This window comes from Amycolatopsis sp. NPDC050768 (genome assembly GCF_040654155.1).
Classification (GTDB): domain Bacteria; phylum Actinomycetota; class Actinomycetes; order Mycobacteriales; family Pseudonocardiaceae; genus Amycolatopsis.
Window position 1 is genome coordinate 94,034 of record NZ_JBFAHL010000011.1, and the last position, 25,427, is coordinate 119,460.

At 73.2% G+C, this 25,427-nt stretch carries 5 protein-coding genes; 3 read left to right on the top strand and 2 right to left on the bottom strand.

Annotation, left to right across the window (positions count from 1 at the left end):
- The first annotated feature begins 58 nt into the window (after nucleotides 1–58).
- Together AB0H62_RS29835 and AB0H62_RS29840 are read left to right on the top strand one after the other, a co-directional pair.
- Nucleotides 59–15,937, top strand: a complete 15,879-nt coding sequence (locus tag AB0H62_RS29835) for a type I polyketide synthase (protein ID WP_360589640.1) — start codon at nucleotides 59–61, stop codon at nucleotides 15,935–15,937.
- Entirely contained in the window at nucleotides 15,934–21,237 is a 5,304-nt protein-coding gene (locus AB0H62_RS29840) for a type I polyketide synthase (RefSeq protein ID WP_360589642.1), read from the top strand. Before AB0H62_RS29835 ends, AB0H62_RS29840 begins: the two co-directional genes overlap by 4 nt.
- 199 nt (nucleotides 21,238–21,436) lie before the next feature.
- Here the strand turns inward: AB0H62_RS29840 and AB0H62_RS29845 are convergent, their stop codons facing one another.
- Nucleotides 21,437–21,703, bottom strand: coding sequence for a hypothetical protein (locus AB0H62_RS29845; RefSeq protein ID WP_255638370.1), 267 nt, complete (start codon nucleotides 21,701–21,703; stop codon nucleotides 21,437–21,439).
- A 118-nt stretch (nucleotides 21,704–21,821) separates the two neighbouring features.
- The gene (locus AB0H62_RS29850; RefSeq protein WP_360589644.1) at nucleotides 21,822–22,604 is read right to left on the bottom strand and encodes an alpha/beta fold hydrolase; all 783 of its coding nucleotides are present in this window, start codon (nucleotides 22,602–22,604) and stop codon (nucleotides 21,822–21,824) included.
- Nucleotides 22,605–22,815: 211 nt separating this feature from the next.
- Between AB0H62_RS29850 and AB0H62_RS29855 the strand changes: the two genes are divergently transcribed.
- Nucleotides 22,816–25,422, top strand: coding sequence for a LuxR C-terminal-related transcriptional regulator (locus tag AB0H62_RS29855; protein ID WP_360589646.1), 2,607 nt, complete (start codon nucleotides 22,816–22,818; stop codon nucleotides 25,420–25,422).
- Nucleotides 25,423–25,427: the final 5 nt, after the last annotated feature.

Sequence of the window (25,427 nt, forward strand, 5' to 3'; positions counted from 1 at the left end):
GACTTACGATCCGTTCGACGACCATGAATGCTGCCTTGCTACAGCGGTGGAGTGCGTTATGCGTGAGTTAGACAAGAATCCGGAATCCGGTTTCGGCCAGCGGCTGACGCACTTGCCGCCGGGCGATCGGGCGGCGTTCGTCGCGGACGTGGTGCACAGCGCCACGCGGGCCGCGCTGCGGGCCGTGCTGCCGGAGGTGCCGGCCGTCCTCGACCCGGAGAAGGCGTTCTCCGACCACGGGTTCGACTCGCTGGCGGCGGTGGAGCTGCACGCGCAGCTCACCGACGCCACCGGGCTCGACCTGCCGGTGACGCTCGCGTTCGACCACCCGACCCCGGCCGCGGTCGCGCGGTTCCTGCACGCGCGGGTGTTCGGGGAGGAGACTGTCGACAGTGGACTGATCGCCCGGGGCCGCGACGACGACGAGCCGGTGGCCATCGTCGGCATCGGCTGCCGCTACCCGGGTGGCGCGGCTTCGCCCGAGCAGCTGTGGCAGTTGGTCGCGGACGAGGTGCACACGATCAGCGGCTTCCCGACCGACCGCGGCTGGGACCTCGACAGTCTGTATGACCCGGACCCCGACCGGCCCGGCAGCAGCTACGTCGCCTCCGGCGGCTTCCTGCCCGACGCCGGTGAGTTCGACGCCGGGTTCTTCGGCATCGCGCCGCGCGAGGCGTCGGCGATGGACCCGCAGCAGCGGCTCGTGCTGGAGACGGCGTGGGAAGCGCTGGAGCGCGCGAAGATCGACCCGTCCACGCTGCGCGGCACGCCCGCCGGAGTGTTCATCGGCGCCGAGGCCCAGGAGTACGGCCCGCGCCTGCACGAAGCTCCCGACGGCCTCGACGGCTACCTGCTCACCGGCAACGCGCCGAGCGTCGTCTCCGGCCGCGTCGCCTACTCGCTGGGGCTCGAAGGCCCGACGCTGACGGTCGACACCGCGTGCTCGGGTTCCCTGGTGGCGCTGCACCTCGCCGTGCAGGCGCTGCGTCGCGGGGAGACGCACCTCGCTCTTGCCGGCGGTGTGGCCGTGATGGGCGCGCCCGGCACGTTCACCGCCTTCAGCCGCCAGCGTGGCCTCGCCGAGGACGGGCGGTGCAAGGCGTTCGCCGCGGCGGCCGACGGCACCGGGTTCGCCGAGGGGGTCGGTGTGCTCGTGCTGGAACGGCTCTCCGACGCCGTGGCCAACGGGCACACCGTGCTCGCCGTGGTCCGCGGTTCGGCCATCAACTCCGACGGTGCGTCCAACGGGCTCACCGCGCCCAACGGCCCTTCGCAGCAGCGCGTGATCACGCGAGCGCTGGCCGACGCCGGGTTGACTCCGTCCGAAGTGGACGCGGTCGAAGCGCACGGCACCGGCACGCGGCTCGGGGACCCGATCGAGGCGCAGGCGCTGCTGGCCACCTACGGGCGGGAGCGCGAGACGCCGCTGCTGCTCGGTTCGATCAAGTCCAACATCGGCCACACGCAGGCCGCCGCCGGTGTGGCCGGCGTGATCAAGATGGTCGAGGCCATGCGCCGCGGCGTGCTGCCGAAGACGCTGCACGTCGACGCGCCGACCCCGCACGTCGACTGGACCGCCGGTGCCGTCGAGCTGCTCACCGAGACGCGCGAGTGGCCGCTGGTCGAGCGTCCGCGTCGCGCGGGGGTGTCGTCGTTCGGTGTCAGTGGCACCAACGCGCACGTCATCATCGAGCAGGCTCCAGTGCTGGTCGCCGAGGAGACGCCGGCCGAGCAGCTGCCGGTGGTGCCGCTGGTTGTGTCCGCTCGCGATGAGGACGCACTGCGCGCGCAGGCCGCCAAACTGGTGTCCACTGTGGATGCCGAGAATCTGGCCGACCTCGGCTTCTCCCTCGCCACCACGCGCGCCGCGCACGACCACCGCGCCGTCGTCGTCGCCGAGAACGCCGCCGACGCCGTCCGCGGGCTCACCGCGCTGGCCGCGGGGGAGCAGGACGCCGCCGTCGTCACCGGCGAGCGCACGCCGGGCAAGCTCGCGATGCTGTTCACCGGCCAGGGCTCGCAGCGTCTCGCGATGGGCCGGGAGCTCTACCTCGCCTACCCGGTGTTCGCCGAGGTCTTCGACGAGGCCATCGACAACCTCGACGTGCAGATGGACCAGCCGCTGCGCGACGTCCTCTTCGGCGACGACGCCGAGGAGCTCAACCACACGCAGTACGCACAGTGCGCCCTGTTCGCCGTCGAGGTCGCGCTCGCGCGGCTGCTGGAGTCGTGGGGCGTCAAGCCCGACATCCTGCTGGGCCACTCCATCGGCGAGCTCGCCGCCGCGCACATCGCCGGCGTCTGGTCGCTCGCCGACGCGTGCATGGTCGTCGCCGCGCGCGGTCGCCTGATGCAGGCGCTCCCGGAGGGAGGCGCGATGGTCGCGCTCGCCGCGACCGAGGACGAGGTTCAGCCGCTGCTCAACGACCGCGTGAGCATCGCGGCCGTCAACGGTCCGTCGTCCGTCGTGGTCTCCGGTGAGCGCGCCGCCGTCGAGGACGTCGCCGCCGTGTTCCGGCTGCAGGGCCGCAAGACGAGCGAGCTGCGCGTGTCGCACGCGTTCCACTCGCCGCTGATGGAGCCGATGCTGGCCGAGTTCCGCGAGATCCTCGAGGTGGTGGACTACGCGCCGCCGACGATCCCGGTGGTGTCCAACGTGACCGGCCGCCTCGCGAAGCCTGAGGAGCTGTGCTCACCGGGCTACTGGCTGTGGCACGTGCGCCGCGCGGTGCGGTTCGCCGACGGCGTGACGACGCTGGCCGAGGCCGGCGTGACGACCGCGATCGAGGTCGGTCCCGACGCCGTCCTTTCGGCGATGGCCGCCACCGGTCCGCACGCCGGCACCATCGCCTTCACCGCCGCGCAGCGTCGCGACCACGCCGAGGTCACGACCCTCGCCGGCGCGCTCGGCAAGCTGCACACGCGCGGGGTGGCGGTCGACTGGACCGCGTTCTTCGGCCCGGCCCGCCGCGTCGACCTGCCGACGTATGCGTTCCAGCGCAAGCACTTCTGGCTCACCGCTCCCGTTTCGCACGGCGACGCGGCCGACCTCGGTCAGCTCGCGTCGAGCCACCCGCTGCTGGCCGCGGAGATCGGCCTCGCGGGCGACGGGCTCGTGTTCACCGGCCGCGTCGGCCTGCGGACGCACCCGTGGCTGGCCGACCACACCATCGCCGGCACCGCGGTGCTGCCCGGCACGGCGTTCGTCGAGATGGCGCTGCACGCCGGCGAGCAGGCCGGTTGCGGCGTGCTCGACGAGCTGACGCTGCAGGCGCCGCTCGCGCTGCCGGAGACCGGCGGGGTCGCGCTGCAGGTCGTCGTCGGCCCGGAGGACGACGGCCGCCGCACCATCGAGTTCCACTCGCGTCCCGACCACGACGCCGATGCCGCCTGGACCCGCCACGCCGTGGGTGTCCTCGCGACCGGCCCGGTCGTCGAACCGGCGAGCCTGACCGAGTGGCCGCCCGCCGGGGCCGAGGTCGTTGCCACCGCCGAGCTGTACGGCGAGCTGGCCGAGCAGGGTTACGGCTACGGCCCGCTGTTCCAAGGCCTGCGCACGGCGTGGCGACAAGACGACGTCGTGTACGCCGAGGTTGCGCTGCCGGCGGAGAAGGATGCCGCGTTCGGGATCCATCCGGCGCTGCTCGACGCAGTGCTGCACGCCACCGACTTCGCCCCGGGCGAAGCGAGGGAGGCCGACGAGATCCGCCTTCCGTTCGCGTGGACCGGCGTGCGGCTGCACGCGTCGGGCGCGACCGAGGTGCGAGTGCGCATCACGTCGCCCGCCACCGGTGGCGTCACGCTGGAGATCACCGATCCGGCCGGTGCGCCCGTGCTGTCGGTCGAGTCGTTCCGTTCGCGGGCCGTCCGCGGCGCCGACCTCGGTACTCAGGCGCGGGACCTGCTCTACACCGTGGAGTGGACGCCGGTCACGTCCGACGCCGAGCTTCCGACGCTCGCCGCGCTCGGCTCCGTCGCCGGCCTCGACGTGCCGGTCGCCGACGCGCTGGTGTCGCTGGTGGACGTTCCGCAGGCCGTGCTGCTGCCGGTTTCGGTGCGGGGCAAGAACGTCGCCACGGCCGCCAAGCAGGCCGCGCACCGGGTGCTCGCCGTGCTGCGGCCGTGGCTGGAGAACGAGCGCTACGTTTCTTCGCGGCTGGTCGTGCTGACCCGCGGTGAGCTGGCCGACTCCGCGGTGCGGGGCCTGGTCCGTTCGGCGCAGGCCGAGCACCCGGGCCGCGTGGTGCTGATCGAAGGCGCGGTCACGCCGGGGACACTGGCCACGGCGCTCGGCTCGGGTGAGCCGGAGCTGCGGATCGAGGGCAGCGCGGTGCACGCGGCCCGCCTGGCGCGGCTCACCGCCGACGCCGAGCGCCCGACGTGGTCGGCCGAGGGCACCGTGCTCATCACCGGCGGCACGGGTGGCCTGGGCGCGCAGGTCGCGCGCCACCTCGTGACGAACCACGGTGTGCGCAGCCTCCTGCTGGTCAGCCGCCGCGGTGCCGACGCTCCGGGCGCGGCCGAGCTGGTCGCGGACCTGCGGGAGCTGGGTGCGAGCGTGACGGTGGCCGCGGCTGACGTGAGCAAGAAGCGCTCGCTGTCCGCCGCGCTGAAGAAGGCCGAGCAGCCGCTGTCCGCCGTCGTGCACACCGCCGGCGTGCTGGACAACGCCATGATCGGCTCGCTGACCGAAGAGCGGCTCGACGCCGTGCTGGCACCGAAGGTCGACGCGGCCTGGCACCTGCACGAGCTCGTCGGTGACGTCTCCGCGTTCGTGCTGTTCTCGTCCTCGGCGGGCCTCGCCGACGGTGCGGGCCAGGCGAACTACGCGGCGGGCAACACCTTCCTCGACGAGCTGGCCGAGTACCGCTGCACCGAAGGCAAGATGGCCACGTCGCTTGCGTGGGGCTTGTGGGCGCCGGACGCGGGCGAAGCCCTGGGCATGGGCGCCACACTGTCCGAAGTGGACCGCAACCGCATCGCACGGCTGGGTCTCGCGCCGCTGACGGTGACCGAAAGCCTGGCCGCGCTGGACGCGGCGCTGGCCTCGGGCGCGCCGGCCGTGGTGCCGACGCGCATCGACCGCTCCGCGCTGCGGGCCCGGGGCGAGGACGTCCCGGCCGTGCTGCGGGGCCTGGCACCCGCCGGCCGTCGCCGGGCTTCCGCCGCGGTCGTGTCGGGTGAGCTCACGCCGGAGCAGCAGTTCGCCGGCCGGTTCGCCCACCTCGGTGAGGCCGACCGCGACCGCGCGGTGCTCGACCTGGTGCGCACGCACGTCGCGGCCGTGCTCGGCCACGACAGCGCGGACGCCATCAACCCGGCCCGGCCGTTCGGCGAGATCGGGTTCGACTCGCTGGCCGCGGTGGAGCTGCGCAACATCCTCGACTCCGTCACCGGCATGCGCCTGCCCGCCACCCTCGTCTTCGACTACCCGACGCCGCGCGCGCTGGCGGAGTACCTCGTGGGCCGGCTGGCCGGACTCGCGCCCGCGCAACCGATCGCGCCGGTCACCACAGTGGATCCGGAGGAGCCGATCGCGATCGTCGGCATCGCCTGCCGCTATCCGGGTGGCGTGACCACGCCGGAGGATCTGTGGCGGCTCGTCGCCGATGGCGAGGAGGCACTGACCCCGTTCCCGGCCGACCGCGGCTGGAACGTCGACGCGCTGTACGACCCGGAGCCCGGCAAACCCGGCCACTCCTACGTCAAGCACGGCGCCTTCCTGCACGACGCCGCCGAGTTCGACGCCGACTTCTTCGAGATCAGCCCGCGTGAGGCCGCCGCCATGGACCCGCAGCAGCGGCTGCTGCTCGAGGTGTCGTGGGAGGCGTTCGAACGGGCGGGCATCGACCCGGTTTCCCTGCGCGGCAGCGCGACCGGCGTGTTCGCCGGCGTGATGTACCACGACTGGGGCACCCGCCTCGGCACGGTGTCCGACGACATCGCCGGGTACCTCGGCAACGGCAGCCTCGCCAGCGTCGTCTCAGGCCGCGTGTCCTACGCGCTGGGGCTGGAGGGCCCGACGGTCACGGTCGACACGGCCTGCTCGTCTTCGCTGGTCGCCCTGCACTGGGCGGCGCAGGCGCTGCGCCGCGGCGAGTGCACGCTGGCCCTGGCCGGCGGTGTCACGGTGATGTCCACTCCGGACACCTTCGTCGACTTCTCCCGCCAGCGCGGGCTTTCCGCCGACGGCCGCTGCCGCTCGTTCGCCGACGCGGCCGACGGCACCGGCTGGGGCGAGGGCGCGGGCATGCTGCTCGTCGAGCGCCTGTCCGACGCCCGCCGCAACGGGCACCCGGTCCTCGCGCTGCTGCGCGGCTCCGCGGTGAACCACGACGGCGCGTCCAACGGCCTCACCGCACCCAACGGTCCCTCGCAGCAGCGCGTGATCACCCGCGCGCTGGCAGACGCGGGCCTGACGCCGTCCGAAGTGGACGCCGTCGAAGGCCACGGCACCGGCACCACGCTGGGCGACCCGATCGAGGCGCAGGCGCTACTGGCCACCTACGGCCAGGAGCGCGAAGAGCCGCTGTGGCTGGGCTCGATCAAGTCCAACATCGGCCACACGCAGGCCGCGGCCGGTGTCGCGGGCATCATCAAGATGGTCCTGGCGATGCAGCACGAGCAGCTGCCGCGCACGCTGCACGTCGACCGTCCGTCCACTGTGGTCGACTGGGCCGCGGGTTCGGTGCGGCTGCTCACGCAGCAGCAGGACTGGGCGGCCAACGGCCACCCGCGTCGCGCGGCCGTGTCGTCGTTCGGCATCAGCGGCACCAACGCCCACGTGATCCTGGAGCAGGCTCCCGAGATCGAGCGCGAGCAGCCGGCGGAGACGCAGGCCGTCGTGCCGGTCGCACTGTCCGGCCGGTCCGCCGCCGCGGTGCGCGGGCAGGCGGCGCGGCTGCGGACGTGGCTGGCCGAGCACGAGAACGTCGGAGTCGCGGAGATCGCGCGATCGGTGGCCGCGACCAGGGCTTCGCTGGAGCACCGCGCGGTGGTCGTCGCCGCGACCGCGGCCGAGCTGGCCGACGGGCTCGACGCCGTCGCCACCGGTGAGGCGGCGTCCGACCAGGTCGCGGACGGGAAGCTCGCCTTCCTGTTCTCCGGCCAGGGTGCGCAGCGCGTGGGCATGGGTCGCGAGCTGTCGGAGGCCTACCCGGTGTTCGCCGAAGCCTTCGACGCGGTGTGTGCCGCCGTCGACCGGCACACCGACGTGCCGCTGCGCGACGTCGTCTTGGGCACCACCGCGCTCGCCGACCGCGGGCTGCTCGACCAGACGCAGTACACGCAGACCGGCCTCTTCGCCGTCGAGGTCGCCCTGTTCCGGCTCGCCGAGTCCTGGGGGATCGTTCCCGACGCGCTCGCCGGCCACTCCATCGGCGAGCTGGCCGCCGCGCACGTCGCCGGGGTGCTCTCCCTCGACGACGCCGCCAAGCTGGTCGCCGCCCGAGGCCGCCTGATGGGGGCGCTGTCCGAGCGGCCGGGCGCAATGGTCGCGTTCGCCGCGCCGGAGGACACCGTGCGTGAGCTGCTGGCCGGGCACGACGACGTGAGCATCGCCGCCGTCAACGGGCCCGCCGCCGTGGTGATCTCGGGTGACGCCGACGTGGTCGCGGAGATCGAGCGCCTGGCCGGCGACATCCAGACTCGCCGGTTGCGCGTGAGCCACGCGTTCCACTCGCCGCTGATGGACCCGATGCTCGACGAGTTCGCCGCGGTCGCCGCCGGGCTCACCTACGCGGCGCCCCGGATCCCGATCGTCTCCACCGTCACCGGCCGCGTGGCCACCGACGAGGAGCTGCGCTCGCCGGAGTACTGGGTCACGCACGTCCGCGAGACCGTGCGCTTCGGCGCGGCGGTCGAAACGCTGGCCGGCAGCGGCGTCCGGACGTTCCTCGAGCTCGGGCCCGACAGCGTGCTGTCGGTGCTCGGTCCGCAGAGCGCCGAGGACAGCCACGCCAACACTGTGTTCGTTCCTTTCAACCGGCGTGACCAGGACGAGGTCCGCACGGCGCTGACCGCCGTCGGCCGCCTGCACACGAGGGGCGCGGCCAAGCTCGGCCCGCTGCTCGGCGACGGCCCGGTGCGGCTCGACCTGCCGACGTACGCCTTCCAGCACAAGCGTTACTGGCTCGACGCCACGCCGTCCGGCGACGTCACGGCCGTCGGCCAGCAGCCGCTGGCGCACCCGATGCTGGGCGCGGTCGTGCCGCTGTCCGGTTCGGACACGACGGTGCTCACCGGCCGCCTCTCGGCCGCGTCGGTGCCGTGGCTGGCCGACCACGTGGTCAAGGGCGCGATCCTCGTGCCCGGCACCGGTCTGCTGGAGCTGGCCGCGACGGCCGGCGACCAGGTGGGCCTGCCGGTGGTGGAGGAGCTGACGCTGCAGGCGCCGCTCGTCCTGCCGCCCGACGGCGCGGTCGCGCTGCAGGTCGTGGTCGGCCCGACCGCTGACGATCGTCGTCCGGTCACCGTGTTCTCCCGCCCGGCCGACACCGAGGGCGAGTGGACGCAGCACGCGCTCGGCACGCTCTCGGCCGTCAGCCGGCCCGAGCCCGCCGGGCTCACCGAGTGGCCGCCGCCGGGGGCGAGCGTGATCCCGGTCGAGGGCGCCTACGAGCTGCTCGCCGACCGCGGTTACGGCTACGGCCCGGCGTTCCAGGGTCTGAAGGCCGCGTGGCGCCGTGGCAACGAGGTGTTCGCCGAGGTCGCGCTGCCGGAACCGGCCGCGGCCACGGCCGGCGCCTACGGCCTGCACCCCGCACTGCTCGACACCGCCATGCACGCCGACCTGCTCGGCGACCCCAGTGGCGCGACGCTGCTGCCGTTCGTGTGGAACGGCGTGACGCTGCACGCCGTCGGCGCCGCGGTGCTGCGCGTGCGGATCGTCCGCCTGGACGGCGACGAGCTCTCGGCCATCGAGGTCGCCGACAGCGAGGGACGGCCGGTCGCGACGATCGAGTCGCTCGTGTCGCGGCCGGTGCAGAAGGAGCTTTCGGTCGCACCGGACACTGTGGACGGTTCGCTGCTGAAGATCGCCTGGCAGCCCGTCACCGCGCCCGCCGCCGACACCACCGTTGTGGCCGTCGGCCGCGGCCGGGTCGGCGTGGCCGCCACCTACGCCGGGTTCGCGGACCTGATCGGGGCCGTCGACCGCGGTGAGCCGGTGCCGGAGCTGGTGACGCTGTCGGTGCCGGAACGCGCCGGCGACGTGCCCGAGGTGTCCCGCGAGAACGCGGCTTGGCTGCTGGCGGAAATCCAGGCCTGGCTGGCCGAATCGCGGTTCGCGGGCACGAAGCTCGCGGTTGTCACGCACTCCGCGACGGCAGCCGGAAACGCAGGAGTCGACGTCACCGAAGGCGCCCTCTGGGGCCTGGCTCGCGCCGCGCAGGCCGAGCACCCGGGCCGGGTGTTCATCGTGGACGCCGACACCGCGACCACACCCGAGGACATCGCGGCCGCGGTCGCGTCGGGGGAGCCGGAGTCCGCGGTTCGCGCGGGTTCGGTGCTCGTGCCGCGGTACGCACGCACCGAGACCACCGGGGTCTCCCCGTTCGGCGAAGGAACGGTGCTGGTGACCGGCGGCACCGGCGGGCTCGGCAGCCTGCTGGCGCGCTACCTCGTCGCCGAGCACGGCGTGCGCGATTTGGTGCTCACCAGCCGCCGCGGCCTCGACGCCCCGGGTGCCGCGCAGCTGGCCGACGACCTCACGGACCTCGGCGCCACGGTCACGGTCGCGGCGTGCGACGTCGCCGACCGCGCGGCTGTCGCGGAGCTGCTCGACGCGTTGCCGCGGCTGTCCGCCGTGGTCCACGCGGCGGGCACGGCCGACAGCGGGGTCCTCGACTCGCTCACCGCGGACCAGCTGCACTCCGTGCTCAAGCCCAAGGTCGACGCCGCCTGGCACCTGCACGAGCTGACCGCTTCGCGTGAGCTGTCCGCGTTCGTGCTGTTCTCCTCCGCCGGTGGCCAGGTGCTGCCCGCGGGCCAGGCGAACTACGCCGCGGCCAACGCGTTCCTCGACGGTCTCGCGCAGTACCGCCACGCGGCGGGCCTGCCCGCGACCGCGCTGGCGTGGGGTCTATGGGCCGAGAACACCGGCCTCGGCGGCGACCTCGCCGAAGCCGACCTCGCCCGCATGGCCCGGCTCGGCCTGCCCGCGGTCACCGCGGAGCAGGGGCTGGCACTGTTCGACGCCGCGGTGGCCACGGAAGACGCCGTGGTCGCGCCGCTGCGCGTTGACATTTCGGCGCTCAAGGCGCGCACGGACGAGCTGCCGGCTCTGCTGCGCGGCTTCGTCCCGCCGAAGGCCCGCCGTGTGGCCAAAACCAAGGCCACGAGCGGGGACAACGCCCTGGCGAACGAACTGGCCGCCCTGGTGGAGAGCGAACGCGACCGCGTGCTGCTGGACCTCGTCCGCACGCAGGTCGCCACCGTCCTCGGCTACGCGGACAAGTCCGAAGTGGACGGAACCCGCGCGTTCAAGGAGCTCGGGTTCGACTCCCTGGCGGCGGTGGAGCTGCGCAACCTGCTCGGCACCGCCACGGGCCTGTCGCTCCCGGCGACGCTCATTTTCGACCACCCGACCGCCAAGGCCGTCGCCGACTTCGTGAAGGGCAAGCTGCTCGGCGCGGTCACCAAGAAGCCGACCACGCGCACCAACGCCGCCGGTGTTTCCATGCAGGAACCCATCGCCATCGTCGGCATGGCCTGCCGCTACCCCGGTGGTGTGCGGTCGCCCGAGGACCTGTGGCGGCTGCTCGTCGACGAGGTCGACGCGGTCAGCGGCTTCCCGACCAACCGGGGCTGGGACACCGAAGGCATCTACGACCCCGAACGCGGCAAGCGCGGCAAGACCTACGCCAACCAGGGCGGGTTCCTGCACGACGCCGCCGAGTTCGACCCGGCGTTCTTCGGCATCGGCCCGCGTGAGGCCATGGCGATGGACCCGCAGCAGCGCCTGCTGCTGGAGGCGGCGTGGGAGGCCATCGAACGCGCCGGCATCGACCCGACGGCGCTGCGTGGCAGCCTGACCGGCGTCTTCACCGGCGCCATGTACGACGACTACGGCAGCCGCGCCCCCGGCGCGCCCGCCGACGTCGCCGCCTACATCCCCAACGGCAGCTCGGGCGCGGTCGTCTCCGGCCGCATCTCCTACCTGCTGGGGCTCGAGGGCCCGTGCATGACGGTGGACACGGCGTGCTCGTCTTCGCTGGTCACGCTGCACCTCGCGGTGCAGGCGCTGCGGGCGGGCGAGTGCGGGCTGGCGCTGGCCGGCGGCGTGACGGTGCTCTCGCAGTCGGACCTGTTCGTCGACTCCAGCCGCCAGGGCGTGCTCTCGCCCAACGGTCGCTCGAAGTCCTTCTCCGCCGCGTCCGACGGCGTCGGCTGGGCCGAGGGCGCGGGCCTGCTCCTGCTCGAACGGCTCTCCGACGCGCAGCGCAACGGCCACGAGGTGCTCGCCGTGGTCCGTTCGAGCGCGGTGAACCAGGACGGCGCGTCCAACGGGCTCACCGCCCCGAACGGCCCTTCGCAGGAACGCGTGATCCACGCGGCGCTCGCCGCCGGTGGGCTGCGTCCGTCCGAAGTGGACGCCGTCGAGGCGCACGGTTCGGGCACGAAGCTGGGTGACCCTATCGAGGCACAGGCCCTGCTGGCCACCTACGGCCAGGACCGGCCCGAGGGACACCCGCTGTACCTGGGTTCGGTGAAGTCGAACATCGGCCACGCGCAGGCCTCCGGTGGTGCGGCGGGCGTGATGAAGGTCGTGCAGGCACTGCGGCACAACCTGCTGCCGCGGACGCTGCACGTCGACGCGCCGTCGCCGGTCGTCGACTGGACGACGGGGGACATCGAGCTGCTGACCGAGGCCCGGCCGTGGCTGCCGAACGGGCGACCGCGGCGTGCCGGTGTCTCGTCCTTCGGCATCAGCGGAACCAACGCGCACATCATCATCGAGGAGGCGCCGCCGTCCACTGTGGAGGCGCCGCGGGCCAGTGCTCCGGCGCTGCCGGTGGTGCCGCTGCCGCTCGCGGGTTCGGTGGGCCAGGCGCTGGCCGACCAGGCCGCTCGGCTCGCCGAGCACCTGCGGGCCGACCCGGAGCTGAACCTGACCGACGTCGCGTACTCGCTCGCCACCGGCCGCGCGGCGCTCGACCACCGCGCGGTGGTGCTGGCCGCCGACCGCGAGGCAGCGCTGAAGGCACTCGACGGACTCGCCACCGGCGGGACCCCGGCGGGCACCGTGACCGGCACGATCAGCGCGGCCGACCTGACCGCGTTCCTGTTCACCGGCCAGGGCGCGCAGCAGCCAGGCATGGGCCGCGGGCTCTATGAGGCCTTCGGAGTGTTCGCCGGCGCGTTCGACGAGATCTGTGGTCTCTTCGACGGCGACATTCGCAGTCTCTCCGAGACGGACGTACCGCTCAAGCAGGTGATCTGGGCCGAGAAGGGCTCCGACGACGGGAAGCTGCTCAACCAGACCGCCTACACGCAGTGCGCGCTGTTCGCGATCGAGGTCGCGCTCTACCGCCTGGTCGAGTCGTGGGGCGCCGCGCCCGACTACGTGGCCGGGCACTCGATCGGCGAGCTCGCCGCGGCCCACGTGGCCGGGGTGCTGTCGCTGGCCGACGCCTGCACGCTGGTCGCCGCTCGCGGCCGGCTCATGCAGGCGCTGCCGAGCGGAGGTGCGATGGCCGCGATCGCCGCCACGGAAGACGAGGTGCGAGCCGCACTGCCGTCCGACGTCGACGTCGCCGCGGTCAACGGCCCGCGCTCGGTCGTGATCTCCGGGCCGGAAGCGTCGGTGCGGGCGGCCATGACCGTGTTCGCAGACGCCGGCCGCCGCACGAAGCAGCTGGTCGTGTCGCACGCGTTCCACTCGGCGCTGATGGAGCCGATGCTGGCGGAGTTCACGAAGGTGGCCGAAAGCCTCACCTACTCCGCGCCGGCGATCCCGGTGGTGTCCAACGTGACCGGGCAGATCGCCACGGCCGCCGAGCTGTGCTCGCCCGCCTACTGGGTGGGGCACGTCCGGGAAGCCGTGCGGTTCGCCGACGGGGTCACGACGTTGCTGGGCGCCGGCGTCACGAGGTTCGTGGAGCTGGGCCCGGACGCGGTGCTCACGGGCATGGCCCGCGAGAGCGACACCGCGGCGGCCGAGCGGCCGGACCGCGTGGTGCAGGTGCCGGCGATGCGGCGCGGCCGCGACGAGGTGACCACGCTGTTCACCGCGCTCGGCACGCTGTACTCGCGCGGAGCGACTCTGGACTGGCGGGCGCTGTTCGCCGGCCGCGGTGCGTCCACTGTGGACCTGCCGACGTACGCGTTCCAGAACAAGTCCTACTGGCTCGACGCGACCAAGGGCACCGGCGACGTGGGTTCGCTGGGCGCCAAGTCCGCCGCGCACCCGCTGCTGGGCGCGCTGGTGGAGCTGCCCGACGGTGGCGCGGTGCTCACCGGCCGCCTGTCCACGGCGACGCAGCCGTGGCTGGCCGACCACGTGGTGATGGGCCGCACGATGCTGCCCGGCACGGCGTACGTCGAGCTGGCCGCGCACGCCGGGGACCAGGTCGGGGCCGCGGTGCTGGAGGAGCTGACCCAGCAGGCACCACTGCTCCTGCCCGAGGACGGCGTGGACCTGCGCGTGGTCGTCGGGGCTCCGGACGCGACCGGCCGCCGGCAGTTCTCGGTGCACTCGCGGGCCGCCGAACGCGGCGCCTGGACGCAGCACGCGGCGGGCACGCTCACCACCGGAACACCGGCCGCGGAGTTCGACCTGGCGGCCTGGCCGCCGGCAGGCGCGGAAGCTGTGGACCTGACCGGGCTGTACGACGACCTCGCGGGCCTGGGCTTCGGCTACGGTCCGACGTTCCGGAACCTGCGCGCGGTCTGGCTGCACGAAGGTGAGGTGTTCGCCGAGGTCGCGCTGCCCGAGGGCACGGCGGCCGGCGAGTTCGGCCTCCACCCGGGGCTGCTCGACTCCGCGCTGGGCGCGACGGACTTCCTCGTGCCGGGCGGGCCGAAGGCGCTGACCGAGACGAGCATCCCGTTCGCGTGGAACACCGTCTCGCTGTTCGCGGCCGGTGCGACGGCGCTGCGGGTGCGGGTGCGCAAGACGGAGAGCGGTTCCGAGCTGGCGCTCGCCGACGCGGCCGGTGCGCCCGTCGCGTGGATCGAGTCGCTGGTCACTCGGCCGGTGTCGGAGAGCCAGCTCGGCGCGAAGGTGCCGGACTCGCTCTACCGCATCGACTGGGTGCCCGCGTCGGGCGTGCGGCTGGCGCCGTCGATCGACGGCTGGGCCGTGCTCGGCGCCGACGACAGCGCTTCTGACGAACTCGGCCTCGGCCTGCCGGTCCACGCCGAGCCGGTGGCGGCCGACGTGCTGGTGCTGCCGGTTGCGACCGAGGACGGCGACGTGCCGGCCCGCGTCCACGCGACCGTGCAGAAAACGTTGGCGCTGTTGCAAAACTGGCTCGGCCGGTTCGACGACGGCAAGCTCCTGGTCGTCACCCGCGGCGCGGTCGAGGCGGACACGCCGGACCTCGCGCAGGCGCCGGTCTGGGGTCTGGTGCGAGCCGCGCAGGCGGAGAACCCGGACCGGATCCAGTTGGTCGACGTGGACGGCAAGGCGGAGTCCGCGCAGGCGCTGCCCGCGGTGGCGGCTTCGGGTGAGCCCGAGGCGGTCGTCCGTGCCGGTGAGGTGCGCGTGCCGCGGTTGGTGCGCGTGACCGAGATCGGCGAATCGCTCGAGTGGAACCCGGACGGCACGGTGCTCATCACCGGTGGCGCCGGTCTGCTCGGCGGGCTGCTGGCCCGGCACCTGGTCGCTCGCGGCGCCCGGGACCTCGTCCTCACGAGCCGGCGGGGCCTCGACGCCCCGGGCGCTCGGGAGCTGGTCGAGGAACTCGCCGGGCAAGGCGCGAACGTCACGGTGGCCGCGTGCGACGTCACCGACCGCGCCGAGCTGGCGGGGCTGCTGGAGACGCTGCCGAAGCTCACCGCCGTGGTCCACGCGGCGGGGCAGATGGACAGCGCGGTGCTCGGTGCCCTCACCCCGGAGCAGGTCGAGACCGTGCTGCGGCCGAAGGTCGACGCGGCCTGGCACCTGCACGAGCTCACGGCGTCACGTGACCTGGCGGCGTTCGTCCTCTACTCGTCGGCAGGCGGCCTGTTGCTGGCCGCGGGGCAGGCCAACTACGCGGCGGGCAACGTGTTCCTCGACGCGCTGGCCGAGCACCGGGCGGCGCAGGGCCTGCCGGCGACCTCCCTGGCCTGGGGTCCGTGGGAAGGCACCGACGGCGAGGTCGACCTGGCGCACATCGCCCGGTACGGCGTCGCGGAGCTGACCGCGGAAGACGGGCTCGCGTTGTTCGACGCCGCGCTCGCGGCCCGGCAGCCGGCACTCGTGCCGGTGGAGCTGGCCGACCTGAAGGAAGCCGACCGAGTGGCCCCGCTCCTGCGTGGCCTGGTGGCGGCGCCGTCCCGGCGAGCGGCGACGGCCGCGGTGACCACCGCGCCGGAAGCCGGTTTCGTCGATCGGGTCGCCGCGCTGCCGGCGAGCGAGCGGGAAGCGGCGGCGCTGCAGCTGGTCTGTGAGCACGCGGCAGCGGTCCTGGGATACGACGACGCGTCCGCAGTGGGGGTCGAGAAGGGCTTCACAGACCTCGGCATCGACTCGCTGGCGGCGCTGGAACTGCGCAACCGGCTCGGGGCGGCGACGGGGCTGCGGCTGCCGGCGACGCTGATCTTCGACTACCCGAGCCCGCTCCCGCTGACCCGTCACCTGCTGGCGGAGCTGCTGCCGGAGTCCGAACAGGACAGTGCGATCGAGGAGAACGACGAAGCCGCGTCCGCAGTCGCGGCGATGGACCTGGCCGACCTGGTCCGCTCCGCGATGGGTGGCGACCAGACCGACGAACGAGGTGAGTCCCGGTGACCCAGTCCCCGTCGACCGAGCAGATCGTCGCCGCGCTGCGGCAGTCCATGACGGACAACGAACGGCTCAAGGCGGAAAACAAGAAGCTCTCCGCCCAGCTGCACGAGCCGATCGCGATCATCGGCATGGGCTGCCGCTACCCCGGTGGTGTCACGACTCCGGACGAGCTGTGGCAGCTGGTCGCCGGCGGTGTCGACGCGATCGGCGAGTTCCCGGCCGATCGCGGCTGGGACACCGCGTCGATCCACGACCCCAGTGGTTCCCGGCCCGGCACGACGTACTCGAACGAAGGCGGTTTCCTGCACGAAGCCGCTGACTTCGAGCCCGAGTTCTTCGGGATCTCGCCGCGTGAGGCGCTCACGCTCGACCCGCAGCAGCGCGTGCTGCTGGAGACGGCGTGGGAAGCCGTGGAGCGCGCCGGGATCGTGCCGGCGACGCTGCGCGGCACCAGCACCGGTGTGTTCACCGGCGTGATGTACCACGACTACGGCGCGGGCAGCAGCGACGGCAGCCTCATCTCCGGGCGTGTCTCGTACACGCTCGGGCTCGAAGGACCGTCGGTGTCGGTGGACACGGCGTGCTCGTCTTCGCTGGTCGCCATGCACCTCGCGGCGCAGGCACTGCGGCGCGGCGAGTGTTCGCTGGCGCTGGCCGGTGGCGTGACGGTGATGGTGACGCCGGACATGTTCGTGTACTTCAGCGAGCAGCACGGGCTGTCCTCCGACGGGCGCTGCAAGGCGTTCGGCAGCGGCGCCGACGGCGTCGGCTGCTCCGAGGGCGCCGGGATGCTGCTGCTGGAGCGGCTTTCGGACGCCCGCCGTAACGGTCACCACGTGCTCGCCGTGCTGCGCGGCAGCGCGGTGAACTCCGACGGCGCGTCGAGCGGCATCACCGTGCCCAACGGCCCGGCGCAGCAGCGCGTGATCCGCGCGGCGCTGGCCGACGGTGGCCTCGATCTGTCCGATGTGGACTTCGTCGAGGCGCACGGCACCGGCACGAAGCTGGGTGACCCGATCGAGGCGCAGGCGCTGATCGCGACCTACGGCAAGGTGACGACGCCGGACCGGCCGCTGTACGTCGGCTCGTTCAAGTCGAACGTCGGGCACACGCAGGCCGCGGCCGGCGTCGGTGGCGTGATCAAGGTTGTGGAGGCGCTGCAGCGTGGTGTCCTGCCGCGCACCTTGCACGCCGAGGAGCCGTCGCCGCACGTCGACTGGTCCGACGGCACGGTCGCGTTGCTCGCGGACGAGCGGGCGTGGCCGGAGACGGGGCGGGCGCGGCGGGCCGCGGTGTCGTCGTTCGGCATCAGCGGCACGAACGCGCACGTGATCGTGGAGCAGGGCGACCCGGCTCCGGAGCCTTCGGCCGAGGGCGGGCCCGTGACGTGGCTGTTCTCGGCCACCGGGCCCGACGCGCTGCGGGCGCAGGCGGGCCGGCTGGCGGAGGTTTCGGGCTCGGCGGCGGACGTCGGGCTGTCGCTGGTGACCACGCGGACGTTGGCCGAGTACCGGGCCGGTGTCGTGGCGGCCGATCGCGTCGGTGCGGTGCGGGCGTTGACGGAGTACGCCGCCGGGCGCGCGCCGGCCGGAGTCGTCGAAGGTGTCGCGGCGCCGGGGAAGACGGCGTTCCTGTTCACTGGCCAGGGCGCGCAGCGGGCCGGGATGGGGCTGGAGCTGGCGTCGGCGTATCCCGTCTTCGCCGCCGCGCTGGACGAGGTTGCCGCAGAGCTGGACCCGCACCTGGACACGCCGCTGCGCGAACTGCTGGCGGACGCGGCGAAGCTCGACGAGACCGGCTACACACAGCCGGCGCTGTTCGCGGTCGAGGTCGCGGTGTTCCGGCTCCTGGAAGCGTGGGGGGTGCGGGCGGACCGGCTGGTCGGGCATTCGATCGGCGAGCTCGCGGCCGCGCACTGCGCCGGGGTGTTCTCGCTGGCCGACGCGTGCCGGCTGGTGGCCGCGCGGGCGCGGTTGATGCAGGCGCTCCCCCGCGGCGGCGCGATGGTCGCGGTGCGGGCGACGGAGGACGAGGTCCGGCCGCTGCTCACCGACGGCGTCGGGATCGCCGCGGTCAACGGGCCCGATTCGGTCGTGCTGTCCGGGGTCGAGGACGCGGTGCTCTCGGTCGCGGAGAAGTTCGCGCGGACGTCGCGGTTGCGGGTGTCGCACGCGTTCCACTCGCCGTTGATGGAGCCGATGCTGGCCGAGTTCGCCGCGGTGGCGGCGGAGGTGAGCTACTCGGCGCCGGCGATTCCGGTCGTGTCCACGGCCGGTGGCGATCTGTCCACTCCGGACTACTGGGTGCGGCAGGTGCGTGAGGCGGTGCGGTTCGCCGACGCCCTGCGCGCGGTGCTGGACGACGGCGTGAGCACGTTCGTCGAGGTCGGGCCGAGCGCGGTCCTCACGGCGATGGGGCAGAGCTGCCTGGCCGGCGACGAGCGGGCGACGTTTGTGCCGGTGCTGCGCAAGGACCGGCCGGAGGCCGAAAGCGCGGCCACGGCGGTCGCGACGCTGTTCACGGCCGGCGTGCCCGTCGACTTCGAGGCGTTCTACGCCGGGGCGCACCGCGTGGAGCTGCCGACGTATGCGTTCCAGCGCAAGCGTTATTGGCTCGACAACCCGACCGGCGCCCGCGTGCGTGGCGTGGCCGAGGTCGGCCAGCGCGAGGCGGGGCACCCGTTGCTGGGTGCCGTCGTGGTCGCGGCGGACTCGGGTGGCGCGGTCCTCACGGGCAAGCTTTCGCTGAGCGCGCAGCCGTGGCTGGGCGACCACGTGGTGCAGGGAGCGGCGTTGTTCCCGGGCACGGCGTTCGTGGAGCTGGCCGTGCGGGCCGGCGACGAGGTCGGGTGCGCCCGGCTCGACGAGCTGACGCTGGCCGCGCCGCTGATCCTGCCCGAGCAGGGCGGCGTGCGGCTGCAGGTCACGGTCGGCGCGGAAGACGAAGACGGCACGCGGTCGCTGGGGATCTACTCGCAGGCCGACGGCACTGACGAGTGGGTTCAGCACGGTAGCGGCCGTCTTTCGTCCACTGTGGACGCGATTCCGGAAGCCGCCGAGTGGCCGCCGGCGGGGGCGGTCGAGATCGACGTGACCGGCCGCTACGACGAACTCGCGGCCCAGGGCTTCGACTACGGGCCGGTGTTCGCCGGACTGCACCGCGTCTGGCAGGTGGGTGACCGGCTCGCGGCCGAGGTGGCCGTGCCGGAGCAAGCGGACGCCGAGGCCTTCGGCTTGCACCCCGCGTTGCTGGACGCCGCGTTGCACACGATCGGCCTCGCCGGGCCGACGGAGGACAAGCCGGTGCTGCCGTTCGCGTGGTCCGGGGTGTCGCTGCACGCCGGTGGCGCGTCGAGCCTGCGGGTGCTGATCTCCTCGGACGTCGAGAACACGGTGTCGCTGACGGCGACTGACCCGAGCGGTTCGCCGGTGCTGAGCGTCGAAGCGCTGGCGCTGCGGCCGATCGCCGACGACGCGTTCGCGCCGGCCGGGCGTTCGGCGGTGGACGACTCGCTGTTCCGCGTCGAATGGCCGGCGTGGTCCGGTGAGCCGGCCGCCGCCGTGACGTCGGCGGTGCTCGGTGAGGACGTCTTCGGTCTCGGTGGACAGTCATTCGCGGACCTCGAATCGCTGGTTGCCGGGATCCGTGGTGGCGACGCGGTCGCGGACGTGGTGTTCGTGCCGTTTGCCGAGCCCGGGGAGGCCACACCGGCAGGAGCACGCGAAGCCGTGCACCGGCTGCTGGCGCTGGCGCAGGCGTGGGTCGGAGAAGAAATGCTGGGTGCGTCGCGGCTGGTCGTCGTGGCGCGCCGCGCGATCGGCACCCGCCCGGACGAGGCCGTGGCCGACCTGACGCACGCGGCGCTCTGGGGTGTCGTGCGGACCGCGCAGCTGGAGTACCCGGACCGGTTCATGGTCCTGGACCTGGACGACGGACCGGTGCCGGTCGCCGAGGCCCTCGGGGCGATGTACGCCGACGAGCCCGGTGTGGCCGTGCGCGACGGCCAGGTGCTGGTGCACCGGCTGGCCAAGTTCGTGCCGGACGAAAAGCCGGTGCACCTCGACGGAACCGTGCTGGTCACCGGGGCGACGGGCGTGCTGGGCAAGCTGATCGCGCGGCACCTGGTGACGTCGTACGGTGTGCGGGACCTGCTCCTGACCAGCCGACGGGGACTCGATGCGCCTGGTGCGCTGGAGTTCGTGGCTTCCCTGCAGGAGCTGGGAGCTTCCGTCTCGCTGGTCGCGTGCGATCTGGCTTCGCGTGCCGCGGTGGTTTCGCTGCTGGACGGCGTTTCCCTGTCCGCGGTGATCCACACGGCCGGTGTGGTCGACGACGGCGTGCTGCTGTCACTGACTCCGGAGCGGATGGACGCGGTGCTGCGGCCGAAGGTCGACGCCGCGTGGCACCTGTCGGAGCTGACGGCGTCGATGGACCTGGCGGCCTTCGTGCTGTACTCGTCGGCCGGCGGCACGCTGGGCGCGGCCGGTCAGGCGAACTACTCGGCGGCCAACGTGTTCCTGGACGCGCTGGCGCAACACCGCGTCGCGGCCGGGCTGCCGGGCGTTTCCCTGGCCTGGGGGCTGTGGTCCGAGGGCGGCATGTCCGGCGAGCTCGGCGACACCGACCTCATCCGCATGGCCCGCTCCGGCGTCTTCGGTCTGTCCTTTGCGGACGGCCTGGAGCTGTTCGACGCCGTTTTCGGCACGACGGAACCCGCGTTGGTGCCGGTGCGGCTGGACATGTCCGGGCTGCGAGCCGACGCGCACAGCGTGCCGGCGATGCTGCGGGGGCTGGTCAAACGGTCGACGCGGCGTCGGGTCGAGGTGGTCGACGACTCGTGGGGCCGCGTTTCCTCGCTGCCCGCCGGAGAACGTCCGCGGGCCGTCGTGGAGCTGGTTTGCGGGACCGCCGCGGTGGTGCTCGGACATGACAACGCCGGTGCCGTCGACCCGCGCAAGGGCTTCATCGAGCTCGGCTTCGACTCGTTGACGGCGATCGAGCTGCGCAATCGCCTCGACGTGGTGACCGGGCTGCGGCTGCCGGCCACGCTGATCTTCGACTACCCCTCGGTGGAGGTACTGGCCGAGTTCCTCGCGGAGTCAGTGGAGGACGGCCCGTCCGATGTCGAGGTGCGGGTGGAGGAGCTGGTGGCGGCGCTGCGGAGCGCCGACGCCGACGTGCGGGGCAAGGTCCTGGAGCGGCTGAAGACCGTCGTGGGGGAGTTCCCCGAGGACGACGAGGTCGAAGACGCCAGCGCCGACGAGCTGTTCGCGATGCTGGACGAGGAGCTCGGCGCGCGGTAATCAGCCGAGAGAAGCGGGCCGTCCACAGTGGATGCTGTGGCGGCCCGTTTCGTGTGTCCGGGGAGCGGAGCGGCAAGCGCTCGACGCTCGGGGAAGGACGCGGATCGCGGGCCTGGGACCGTGGTGTCCCAGGGCGTTCTGACGCGTCCGGAGGGTGCGGCTTGGAGAAGTGCGACGGCAGCCGCGGCCGCCCTGGTGCTCAGGCCTCGGTGAGCAGGCCGAGGGAGCACAGCGAGCCGGCCAGCGCGATGATGTCGTAGCGCGTGTCCTCCTCGTCGGTGCCCCACAGGGCGGACAGGACGGCCGCGGCCCGGTCGACGTCACCGTTCTGCTGCTTCAGCGCGATCCACATCGCCGCGGCGACGGGCTCGCACTCGATCTGGCGGCGGGTGGCGCGGCAGGTGAGCTCGAGGTGGCCGTTGGGGAGCATCCGCTGGGTGACGCCGGGAGCGGTCTGGATGGCCATCATGACTACCTCCGAGGGAAGTGGTTCCGGGTGTTTCCTTGATGTACCTAGTTTCGCGGAACCGGGCCCGCCGGACCATGGGGTCGGCACCTGAACGCCAGGTGGGGTTTACCCACCCCTACCGCGGTGCCCGATCGGGGGTTGCGCGCTGCCACCGAGCCAGGGTCGTGGCGACCGAGCCCACGACGTCGTCGAGCTGGCTATTGAGGTAGAAGTGCCCGCCCGGGAACACGACGACGTCGCAGCTCGCGGTGGTGTGGGCGCGCCAGGCGCCGGCCTCGTCGAGGTCGGTCACGGGGTCGGTGTCGCCGACGAGGACGTGGATGGGGCACCGCAACTCGGCACCGGCGTCGTGGCGGTAGGTCTCCACGGCCGTGTAGTCGCCTCGGACCGCGGGCAGCACCATGCGGAGCAGCTCGTCGTCGCCCAGCACGGCGGTGTCGGTGCCGCTGAGCTCCTTCAACGCGGCGATGAGGCCGTCGTCGTCGCGCTGGTGCACGTACTCGATGCGCTGGGCCGAAGGGGCGCGGCAGGCCGAGGCGAACAGGCCGATCAGCTCCGCGCCGCGGGCCTCGAGCCGGCGGGCGACCTCGTAGCCCAGCGTCGCGCCCATGCTGTGGCCGAACAGCGCCACGGGCCGGTCGAACCACGGGCCGAGGTCGTCGGCGAGCGCGTCGGCCATGGCGGCCAGGTCGTCGAAACAGCGTTCGCCACGGCGGTCCTGGCGGCCCGGGTACTGCACGGCGACGACGTCGGCGGGCAGCCCGGCGGCGATGGCCGCGCGGGAGAACGGGAAGTAGGCGGTCGCCGAGCCGCCGGCGTGCGGCAGGCACACCAGCCGCACGCGAGCGTCCTCGACCGGGTGGAAGCGCCGGACCCAACGACTGGTTTTTTCGTTCACGGCAGTCACAGTTCAGGAAGTGTTCGGGCCGGCGCGCGCGTGGGCAACCCCTACCGCCCCGGGAAGTGGTTGGGGCGCAAGGAAATCCGCAGCGACAGAACGTGACGTGATCACCCCTTCGGGTGACTTTAGATCGGGGTTGGTTGCCCTTAGGGGGTCACTGCGAGTCTCGGAGTCGCAGGAAGATGACCAGTGGGTCGAGGAGCTTGCGATGGGCGTGAACTGGGGGCAGAACCGCCGAACCGATCCGCAGGAGGCAGTGGGGTTTCTGGAAGGCCTGCTGATCGAATGCGACGCCGGTGCGGGGGAGACCGTGCTGGTGGGCGGCGGTCCGGCCAGCGGCAAGACACAGGTGCTGAACCAGGTGGTGGCACGGGCGAAGGAGCTGGGCATCCTCACGCTCACCGCGACCGGCGCGGCCGACGAGCGTGAGGTGGACGGCGGCGTGATCGACCAGCTACTGGCCGGTCCCGCGCTGCCGAAAGCCGTGGCACAACAACAAGACAAGATCACCGAGCTGTGCGGCGCGCTGCACAGCGTGGCCCGCGAACGGCCGGTGCTGGTGGCCGTCGACGACCTCCACCACGTGGACGAGACGTCGGCACGGCTGCTGCTGAGGTTGCAGCGGCGCACCCGTTCGGCCGCACTGCTGCTGGTGCTGACGCAGCCGGACACGTGGTACGCCGACGGCGGCCTCGAGTTCGCGTCGCAGCCGCATCGCCACGTGCAGCTGACGCCGCTGTCGATCGCGGCGATCGCCGAACTCGTGGCGGAAGACGGACCCCGTGCGCATGACGGGCTGCCCGAGCAGATCCACGAGCTCAGCGCCGGCAACCCGTTGCTGGTCACCGCGCTCGTGGACGCGTTCCGCAGCAGCACCGACTCCGGCTCGGCCTACTCCGAGGCCGTGCAACGGCTGCTGCACCGCTACGGCTCACCGATGCGTGAGGTCGCGACCGCGATCGCGGTGCTGGACACCGACGTCACCACCGAAGCCGTGGCCACCGTCGCCGGCGTGGACCCGCTCGACGCGGAGACGTCGGCCGGGCTGCTGGCCGAATCGGGCCTGGTCGCCGGCGTGCGGTTCCGGCAGCAGCCGGCCGCGGCCGCCGTGGTCGGCGGGCTGCGCGGCTCGGAGAAGGTGCGTCTGCACGCCCGCGCCGCCGAGGTGAAGCACGCCCGGGGCTTGCCGGCCGCCGACGTCGCCCGCCACCTCGTGGCCGCCGACGAGGCGAAACCCGAGTGGGCGCTGCCGGTGCTGGTGGAAGCGGCGGAGCAGGTGATGCTCGGCGACGACGTCGAGTTCGCCACCCGCTGCCTCAAGCTCGCGGCGTCCGTGACCACCGCCGCGTGGGAGCAGCAGACGATTTCCCAGCTGCTCGCGAAGATCACCTGGCGCGTCAACCCGGCCGCGGCGGCGCCGCATCTGGCTTCACTGCGCGCGGCGGGCGACGCGCTCGACCTGTCCGACCGGATCGCGCTCGCGCGGCAGTCGCTGTGGTTCGGTGAGCGGGACACCTTCGAGGGCGCCTTCGCGGCTCTGGACGCCGACGTCGAACCGCTCGACCCGCGCACGGCCGCCGAGCTGACGTTGGCCGGGCACTGGCACTACGGCGTCGCCCCGGCGGCCCCGAGCGCCGACGATCCGTGGCTGCACACCGCGAACACGCTCGCCTCCGTGTGGCACACGGGCGCGACCGAATCGACGTCGGCGTGCGCGGAGCAGATCCTGCAGAACTGCCGGCTTTCGGACACTTCGCTCGAAGCGCTGGGCACCGCGATCGTCGCGCTCGCCTACGCCGACAAAGCCGACCGCGCCGAAGGCTGGTGCACGTCCCTGAGCGAAGAGGCCGAATACCGCGGCGCGGTGACGTGGAAGGCGATGCTCGACGCGCTCGGCGCGAGCCTGGTGCTCCGCCGGGGTGACGTCGCCGCGGCGACGGACCGGGCGAACCGGGCGCTGGCCCTGCTCGACGCGCCCAACTGGGGCGTCGCGATCAGCTACCCGCTCGCCACGCTGCTCTCGGCGCACACCGCGGCCGGAGCGTTCAAGGCCGCCGCGGCCGTGCTTCGGCAGCCGTTGCCGGAGGCGGTGTTCGCCACGCTCGGTGGCGTGCGCTACCTGCGGGCCCGTGGCCAGTTCCACCTGGCCACCAACCGTGGTCTGGCCGCGGTCAGTGATTTCCAGCAGTGCCAACGGATCCTGCGTGAGCAGGAGCTCGACCTGCCGACAGTCGTGCCGTGGCGCACCGACCTCGCCGAGGCCAACCTGAAGCTGGGCAACCCGACGCTCGCCGTCGAGCTGGCCAAGCAGCAGCTCGCGAGCGCGGCGCCGACCGACGCGTACTCGCGCGGTTCGGCCTTGCGGGTCCTGGCTTTCGCCGGTGATTCCGCCGGCCGGGCGGGTCTGCTCAACCGGGCCGCCGAAGCGTTCAAGGCCTCGGGCGACCGGCTGGAGCTGGCCCGCACGACGCGGGCGCTCAACCAGCTCGGCCAGCGCGCGGAACGCTCCGCGGGCCTGGTCAAGCCGGTGCACGTGCCGCGCCAGGCCACGCGCGCGGCGACGTCGAGACCCATGCCGCCCCGGCCCGTCGCCCCGCGCACGGAGGTGACGCCCGCGCAGACGACGCTCAGCGAAGCCGAGCTGCGCGTCGCCGAGCTGGCGGCCCACGGGCGCACCAACCGGCAGATCGCGGAGACGCTCTACATCACCGTGAGCACGGTGGAGCAGCACCTGACCCGGGTCTACCGCAAACTGGGCGTCGCCGGGCGCGCCGCACTGGCCGGCGAGCTCGCCGGCGCCGACAGCGGGCAGTGAGGGAT